General features: G+C 70.8%; 9 protein-coding genes. 2 read left to right on the forward strand and 7 right to left on the reverse strand.

All coding sequences use genetic code 11. From position 1 onward, the window contains the following. From VI078_18035 to ndhC, 7 genes are all read right to left on the reverse strand, one after another. On the reverse strand, positions 1–1,255 hold a 1,255-nt coding region (locus VI078_18035), incomplete at its 3' end, for a 2Fe-2S iron-sulfur cluster-binding protein (GenBank protein HEY6001189.1). Next, entirely contained in the window at positions 1,239–2,540 is a 1,302-nt protein-coding gene (gene nuoF / locus VI078_18040; protein ID HEY6001190.1) for an NADH-quinone oxidoreductase subunit NuoF, read from the reverse strand. The genes nuoF and VI078_18035, both read right to left, overlap by 17 nt. Further along, positions 2,537–3,034 carry an NAD(P)H-dependent oxidoreductase subunit E gene (locus VI078_18045; GenBank protein ID HEY6001191.1) on the reverse strand — a complete coding sequence of 166 codons (498 nt, stop codon included), beginning with the start codon at positions 3,032–3,034 and terminating at the stop codon, positions 2,537–2,539. Before VI078_18045 ends, nuoF begins: the two co-directional genes overlap by 4 nt. Next, the gene (gene nuoD, locus VI078_18050; protein ID HEY6001192.1) at positions 3,031–4,203 is read right to left on the reverse strand and encodes an NADH dehydrogenase (quinone) subunit D; all 1,173 of its coding nucleotides are present in this window, start codon (positions 4,201–4,203) and stop codon (positions 3,031–3,033) included. The genes VI078_18045 and nuoD overlap by 4 nt, the downstream gene beginning before the upstream one ends. 5 nt (positions 4,204–4,208) lie before the next feature. Beyond that, a complete protein-coding gene (locus VI078_18055; protein ID HEY6001193.1) occupies positions 4,209–4,709 on the reverse strand; it encodes an NADH-quinone oxidoreductase subunit C in 501 nt (166 codons plus the stop codon). A gap of 3 nt (positions 4,710–4,712) precedes the next feature. Then, on the reverse strand, positions 4,713–5,228 hold the full coding sequence (gene nuoB, locus VI078_18060; GenBank protein HEY6001194.1) for an NADH-quinone oxidoreductase subunit NuoB: 516 nt from the start codon (positions 5,226–5,228) through the stop codon (positions 4,713–4,715). Next, positions 5,219–5,596, reverse strand: coding sequence for an NADH-quinone oxidoreductase subunit A (gene ndhC / locus VI078_18065; protein ID HEY6001195.1), 378 nt, complete (start codon positions 5,594–5,596; stop codon positions 5,219–5,221). The genes nuoB and ndhC overlap by 10 nt, the downstream gene beginning before the upstream one ends. Positions 5,597–5,754: 158 nt before the next feature. Between ndhC and VI078_18070 the strand changes: the two genes are divergently transcribed. Further along, positions 5,755–7,140: a phosphomannomutase/phosphoglucomutase gene (locus tag VI078_18070; protein HEY6001196.1), complete on the forward strand. Its 1,386-nt coding sequence runs from the start codon at positions 5,755–5,757 to the stop codon at positions 7,138–7,140. 141 nt (positions 7,141–7,281) lie between these two features. Then, positions 7,282–7,702, forward strand: a 421-nt coding sequence (locus VI078_18075) for a hypothetical protein (protein HEY6001197.1), incomplete at its 3' end; no start/stop codon positions are given.

Genomic DNA, 7,702 nt, shown 5'->3' on the forward strand with positions numbered 1-7,702 from the left:
GCCAGAGCTGGGCCTCGCTGCCGAGCAGCGTGTCGCGCGCGTCGATCACGGCCAGCGCGGCGCCGCCGGCCCGGCGCGCGGTGCGGATGCGCACCCCCGCGACCGGCGCGCTGGGCGTCAGATCCTGCCCGACCGACACCACGAGGTCCGCGTCCCTGAGATCCTTCCAGGGGCGGCCGCCGATGCCGACGGGGATGTCGGCCGCGTTGAGGCCCATCGTGCACACGGCGCGCACGACCCCGCGCGGGAAGATCTGGTTCATCGTGTCGACGACGTCCGCCGTCTCCTCCTGCGTGATGCGCGAGGAGACGAGGGCCATGACCACGGTCTCGGGCCGCACCTGCCCGACGAGCGCCGCGACCGCCTCCGCGGGGTCGGCGGGCACGAGCTGCCCGCCGCGGCGCACCAGCGGGGAGATCACGCGCCCGGGGGAGTTGACGTAATCGACGGCGAAGCGCCCGCGGAAGCAGACCTGGTCCTCGTTGTTCACCCCGGGCCGCGGCCGCGCCTGCACGAACTCGTTCTCCTTGACCTGGAGCGAGAGCAGGCAGCCGACGCCGCAGAACGGGCAGACGGTGGGCACCCGGTCCCCCTCCCAGCTGCGCGCCCGGAACTTGTGCTGGCGGCTGTTGAGGGCGCCGACCGGGCAGATGTCGATGCAGGCGCCGCAGAACTCGCAGTTGTACGGGTCCTGGAAGTCGCGGTTGAGCGGCTGCGCGAAGTAGGTGCCGACCTCCTTGAGGTAGCCGCGGTGCATCGCGCCGAGCACCGTCACGCCGCGCACCTCGTGGCAGACGCGCACGCAGCGGCGGCAGAGCACGCACTTGCGCGAATCGCGCTCGATGAACGGGCTGACATCCACCGGCGGGTAGGCCCCGGGGTTCTCCGGGAAGCGGTTCTGCGGCGCCGACCACTTGTAGGCCAGCGACTGCAGCTCGCAGGCGCCGCCCTTGACGCAGGTCGGGCAGTCCATCGGGTGCTGGCAGAGCAGCAGCTCGAGCATCGTCTGGCGCACCTTGCGCAGCGCCGGCGTGTCGGTGAGGATCTCCATCTTGTCCGCCACGCGCGTCGTGCAGGCCGCGAGCAGCCGGTTCATGCCGACGACCTCGATCATGCACAGCCGGCAGGCGCCGAGCACGCTCACGCGCGGGTGCCAGCAGAGCGTCGGGATGTCGACCCCCGCCATGCGCGCGGCCTCGAGCACCGTCACCGGCTTCTCGAGCTTCAGCGGGCGGCCGTCAATGGTGATGTCCATACGGACGCTCGCCTCCCCCGAGCAGCTCGCAGGGCTTGCCCGCGCAGTGGTCCTCGAATTCCTGCCGGAAGTGCTTGATGCAGCTGAGCACCGGGTTCGGCGCCGCCTGCCCGAGGCCGCAGAAGGCGGCCTTCTGCATCGTCGAGGCCAGATCCACGATGTCGTCGATCTCGCAGGTCACGGACGCGCCGGCCTTCATCCGCTCGAGGATGCGCACGATCTGGTACGTCCCGTCCCGGCAGGGGATGCACTTGCCGCAGGACTCGTGGCGGAAGAAGCGCGCCAGGCGCAGCGCGACCTCGACCATGCAGACGCCCTCGGCGACCACCATGAAGGCCGCCGAGCCGAGCATCGAGCCGGCCTGCGCCACGTGGTGGAAGTCCAGCGGCAGATCGAGGTGCTCGGCGGTGAGCAGGCTCGAGGAGGCGCCGCCGGGGAAGACGGCCTTGAAGGCCCGCCCGCCGAGGATGCCGCCCGCGTAGTCGTAGATCAGCTGGCGCAGCGTCACGCCGAAGGGGATCTCGTAGACCCCCGGCTTGTTCACCTGCCCGGAGATGCAGAAGCCCTTCGTGCCGCTGTTGCGCTCGGTGCCGAGCGCCGCGTACTTCTCGGGGCCCTCGAGGATGATCGCCGGCACGTTGGCGAAGGTCTCGACGTTGTTCAGCGCGGTCGGGCGCGCCCAGAGGCCCGCGTTGACCGGGAAGGGCGGGCGGATGCGCGGCATCCCCGGCTTGCCCTCGAGGGCCTCGAGCAGCGAGGTCTCCTCGCCGCAGATGTAGGCGCCGGCCGTGCGGTAGACCCAGAGCTTGAGCGAGAAGTCGGTGCCGAGGATGTTCTGCCCGAGCAGCCCCGCGGCCTCGGCCTCCGCGATCGCCTCGCGCAGGATGCGCTGCGGATCCATGAACTCGCCGCGGCAGACGATGACCCCCTCGCTCGCGCCGACGGCGTAGGCGCCGATGAGCATCCCCTCGATGAGCCGGTGCGGGATGCGCGTGAGGATCGGCAGGTCCTTGAAGGTCCCCGGCTCGCCCTCCTCGGCGTTCGCGACGACGAACTTCGGCGTCAGCGGCTCGCGCGCGACCAGCTCCCACTTCAGGCCCGTCGGGAAGCCCGCGCCGCCGCGGCCGACGAGACGCGCGGCCTTCACCGCCTCGACGACCTCCGCCGGCGTCATGGTCTTGAGCGCCTTCTCGAAGGCCTGGTAGCCGCCGCGCTCGCGGTAGTTGACGAGCTTGCAGAGGTCGACCGACCCGAGGTCGCGGTAGATGATGCTCGGCGCGCTCACCGGCGGTACTCCGCGATCAGCTGGGGCACGTCGGCCGGGGTGATCGGCCCCATGAGCCGCTCGTTGATCTGCACCGCCGGCGCGCGCTCGCAGGCGGCGAGGCACTCCACGGGGCGCAGCGTGAACCGGCCGTCCGCCGTCGTCTGCCCGGGCTGGATGCCCAGCTCGCGCGCGAACGCCATGATCACGTCATCGGTGCCGCGCAGGAAGCAGCAGAGGTTCTGGCAGACCATGATGATGTTCGTGCCCTGCGGCCGCGTCGAGTAGAGGGCATAGAAGGTGGTGACCTCGTAGATCACGGACTTGGGCATCTCGAGGATGTCCGCCAGCTCGGTGAGCACCTCGTCGGAGAGGCAGTTGCACTCGGCCTGCACCAGGTACAGCGCCGTGAGCAGCGCGTCGGGCTTGCGCCGGTACTCGGCGAGGAGCCGCGCGAGCCGCTCGCGCGTCGCCGGCGGGATGGTCTTGGACGGCCGGGCCAGCGGGTAGCTCACCGGTCGACCTCCCCGAGCACGATGTCGATGCTGCCGATGATCGCCACGAGGTCCGCCAGGTACTGGCCCTTCGCCATCTCCTCGAGCGCGCCGAGGTTGACGAAGGACGGGCCGCGCAGCTGCACGCGCACGGGCCGCGGGCTGCCGTCGCTGACGACGAAGTACCCGACCTCGCCCTTGCTCCCCTCGACCGCGGCGTAGACCTCGCCCGGCGGCGGGCTGGCGCCGTGGATCGTGATGTGGAAGTAGCGGATCATCGCCTGCATGTTGCGGTGGAACTCGGCCTTCGTCGGGCGCAGGAACTGCGGCGCCGCCGCCAGCACGGGACCGCCGGGGAGGTTCTCCGCGGTCTGCTGCACCAGCCGCAGGCTCTGGCGCATCTCCTCCATGCGCACGAGGTAGCGGTCGAAGACGTCGCCGCGCTCGCCCACCGGGACCTCGAAGTCCAGATCGGCGTACGCCGCGTAGGGCTCGGCCTTGCGCAGGTCCCAGCCGACGCCGGAGCCGCGCAGGCTCGGGCCGGAGAGGCCGTAGTCGATCGCCTTCTCCGCGGAGATGACGCCGACGCCTTCCGTGCGCCGCCGGAAGATCGGGTTGTCGGTGATCAGCGCCTCGTACTCGGCCATCGCCTTCGGGAATTTCGCGACGAACTCGCGCACCTTCGGCAGGAACGCGGGCGTGACGTCCTCGCGCACCCCGCCGATGCGGCAGAACGCGTGCGTCATGCGCGCGCCGCAGATCTCCTCGAAGAGGTCGCGGATCTCCTCCTTCTCGCGGAAGCAGTAGAACAGCGGCGTGATCGCCCCGAGATCCAGCAGGTGCGTCCCGAGCCAGATCAGGTGGCTCTCGATACGCGCGAGCTCCGAGAGCAGCACCCGCAGGTAGTTGGCGCGCGGCGGCGGCTCGATGCCGAAGAGCCGCTCGGCGGCCATCGCCCAGCCGAGGTTGTTGATGAACGAGGCGAGGTAGTCGAGGCGGTCGGTGTAGGGCATGAACTGCTCGTAGTGCAGCGTCTCGGCGATCTTGCCGATCCCGCGGTGCAGATACCCGATGTCCGGCACGAGCTTCACGACCGTCTCGCCGTCGAGCTCGACGATCAGCCGCAGCACCCCGTGCGTGCTCGGGTGCTGGGGCCCGATGTTGAGCGTCATCAGGCGCGACTCGCGCACGGTGTTCACGCCCCCGCCCTCCCCGCGAGCGGGTAGTCGCGGCGGTAGGGGTGCCCCTCCCAGTCGTCCGGCATCATGATCCGGCGCAGGTCCGGGTGGCCGGCGAAGCGGATCCCGAAGAGGTCGTACGCCTCGCGCTCGAGCCAGTCCGCGGCCCGCCAGACGCCGGCGAGCGACGGCAGCGAGAGCGTCTCGTCCGGGACGTCGACCCGCAACGCCACCAGGTAGTTGAAGGCGAGCGAGCGCAGGTGGTAGACGACCTCGAATCGCGGCGCGCGGCTCAGCCAGTCCACCGGCGAGAGGTTTGCGAGATAGGCGAACTGCCAGGGGCGCTCCTCCTTGAGGAAGCGCGCCAAGTCCTCGAGGCGCTCGGGCGCCACGCGCAGGGTGACGGTGCCGCGCTCGCGCGTCAGCTCGAGGACGGCGCCGGGCAGGCGCTCGCCGAGGTCGGCCAGCAGCAGCGTGCCGACGTCCCGGCGCGGAGGGAGCTGCGTCGCGAACTTCACCGGCTAGGCCCCTATCCGCACCGGCGGCTGCGGGACCCGCGGCGACTTTGCGATTGTCATCGCTTTCACACGCTCTTGCAGCAGGACGAACGCCCGGATCAGGTTCTCCGGCCGCGGCGGGCAGCCCTCGACGTAGACGTCCACGGGGACGATCGTGTCGACGCCCTGCACGACGCTGTAGGTCCGAAAAGGGCCGCCGGCCGTCGCGCAGCCGCCCATGGCGATGACGAACTTCGGCTCCGCCATCTGGTCGTAGAGCCGCTTGAGGATCGGCGCCATCTTGTGCGTGAGCGTCCCGGCGACGATCATCACGTCCGCCTGCCGCGGCGAGGGCCGGAAGACCTCCGCTCCGAAGCGGGCGAGGTCCCAGCGCGCCGTCGTCGTGTGGATCATCTCGATGGCGCAGCAGGCCAGGCCGTAGGCGACCGGCCAGAGCGAGTAGGCGCGTCCGAGGCCGAGGACCGTGTCGACCGCGGTGATCGCCGCGTTCTTCTCGAAGCGCCCGTCGATCAGTCCCACTGCAGGCCCCCGTTGCGCCAGAGGTACGCGTAGCCGAGGAGCAGGATGCCGAGGAAGAGCATCATCTCGACGAACCCGAACAACCCCAGCGGCACGAAGTTGACCGCCCAGGGAAGCAGGAACACGACCTCGACGTCGAAGATCACCAGCAGCATCGCGAAGAGGTAGAACCGGGTGCGCAGCGGGAGGCGCGCGTCGCCGATGGGGAGGTTGCCGCACTCGTACGGCAGCGCCTTGACGGGATCCGGCCGCGAGGGACGCACGAGCCCGCCGAGCACGAGGGTGAACGCGCCGATGCCGCTGGCGATGAGGACTGTCAGGAGGATCGGCAAGTAGCCGATGACCGGTGCTGCCGTGCCCTGTTCCATCTCTCCCCTCGCTGAGCAACGGTGCCGTGAACGGGCGGTACTGTAGACAAATTGGATTCTGCCTGTCAAGATTTTTCCCTGCGTCTTGGTCATGGATTGAAAACGCGGGCGCGATTGCCCGCGCGGACCCGCATTTCCCTTGGAATATGGCCTCATCCGTGGTAGATAGCAGCGCCATGGTCAATCCGCTGATCTTCCGCGAGTACGACGTCCGCGGCACCGTTGGGCGGGATCTGGACCCCGCGATCGTGGAGCTGCTCGGGCGCGGGGTCGGCACGCTGCTGCGCCGGGCGGGCGGTCGCCGCGCCGTGCTCGCGCGCGACAACCGGCTCAGCTCGCCGTCGTACCGCGACGCGCTCGTCGCGGGGCTGCTGGCCACCGGCGTGGACGTGCTCGACCTCGGCCTGGCCCCGACCCCCCTGCTCTACTACGGGCTCTTCCATTTCCCGTGCGACGGCGGCGTCATGATCACCGGCAGCCACAACCCTCCCGAGTTCAACGGCTTCAAGATCGCGATCGGGAAGAGCACCATCTGGGGCGGACGCATCCAGGAGCTGCGCGGGCTCATCGAGCGGCGCGACTTCGAGAGCGGCGCCGGCTCGCTGGCGCACGGCGACATCGTCGGGCCCTACCGCGAGATGGCGCTCGGGAAGATCCGGCTCGCGCGCCCGCTGCGCGTCGCCGTCGACGCGGGCAGCGGCACCGGCGGGATCGTGGCGCCGGCGCTGCTGCGCGAGCTGGGGTGCGAGGTCACGGAACTCTGGTGCGAGCCGGACGGCACCTACCCGGGCCACTTCCCGGACCCGACCGTGCCGCGCAACCTCGCGGACCTCATCCGCACGGTGCGCGAGCGCGGCCTCGACTGCGGCATCGGCTACGACGGGGACGCGGACCGCATCGGCGTCGTCGACGAGCAGGGCAGCATCCTCTGGGGCGACCAGCTGCTGATGATCTACGCGCGCGAGATCCTCGCGCAGGGGCCGGCCGCGGTGGTCTTCGAGGTCAAGTGCTCGCAGAACCTCGCGCGGGACGTCGAGCGCCACGGCGGGCGGCCGGTGATGTGGAAGACCGGCCACTCGCTGATCAAGGAGAAGATGAAGGCCGAGCACGCGGCGATCGCCGGCGAGATGAGCGGCCACATCTTCTTCGCCGACGACTTCTTCGGGTTCGACGACGCGATCTACGCCTCGCTGCGGCTGCTGCGCATCCTCGCGGCCTCCGGCAGGCCGCTCTCGGCGCTGCTCGCGGACGTCCCGCGCACCTGGTCGACCCCCGAGATCCGCGTCGACTGCCCCGACGAGCGCAAGTTTGCGGTGGTGGCCGCGCTGGCCGCGGAGTTCGCAGCCGGACGCGAGGTCATCGACATCGACGGCGTGCGCGTGAACTACCCCGACGGCTGGGGGCTGCTGCGCGCCTCGAACACGCAGCCGGTGCTGGTCATGCGCTTCGAGGCGCTGAGCGCCGAGGGCCTCGCGCGCATCCGCGGCGAGTTCACCGCGGCCCTCGCCCGGTTCCCATTCGTCACGCTCCCGCCTGAAGTGTAGCACCGGCCGATCAGGAGGGATTTCTCCGCCTCCCGATCGGCTCGTGCAGCCAGGGCCCATGTCTCCGAGCGGAACTGAACGCGCCCCCCCCCGGCGTGCGTTGACGGGTCCGGGCGCAGCAGGTATCGTCTCGTATCCAGGATGATCCCCAGCGGCGAGCAGCCAGAGCGCGCGGCCCTCGTGCGCGCGGGGCGCCTGATGACCAAGGCGCGCGACGCCTTCTACGAGCGGCGCTACGAGGAGTGCATCGAGCGCTGCCAGGAGACCCTCGCCGCCCTGCTGCCGCCGGCGCCGCCGGCGCCCCCGGACGCACCGCCTCCCACGCCCGAGGAGCAGGCCGACCGGTTCCTCACCGAGTACGCGGCGCTCCTGCCGCTGATGGAGGCCGAGCGCATCGCCGGCGTGTTCACGTTCTTCGTCCGACGCAAGGCGCGCTTCGGCTACGAGCGCGGCCGGCCCCTGCCCCGCCGCGACTGGTGGGAGTTCCTCCAGATCTCCCGCGAGGAGGCGGGCGAAGTCCTCGCGGCGGCGCGGCGCGCGCTCGAGGCCGTCCAGCGCGGGC

The organism is bacterium (assembly GCA_036524115.1).
GTDB lineage: Bacteria > JAUVQV01 > JAUVQV01 > JAUVQV01 > DATDCY01 > DATDCY01.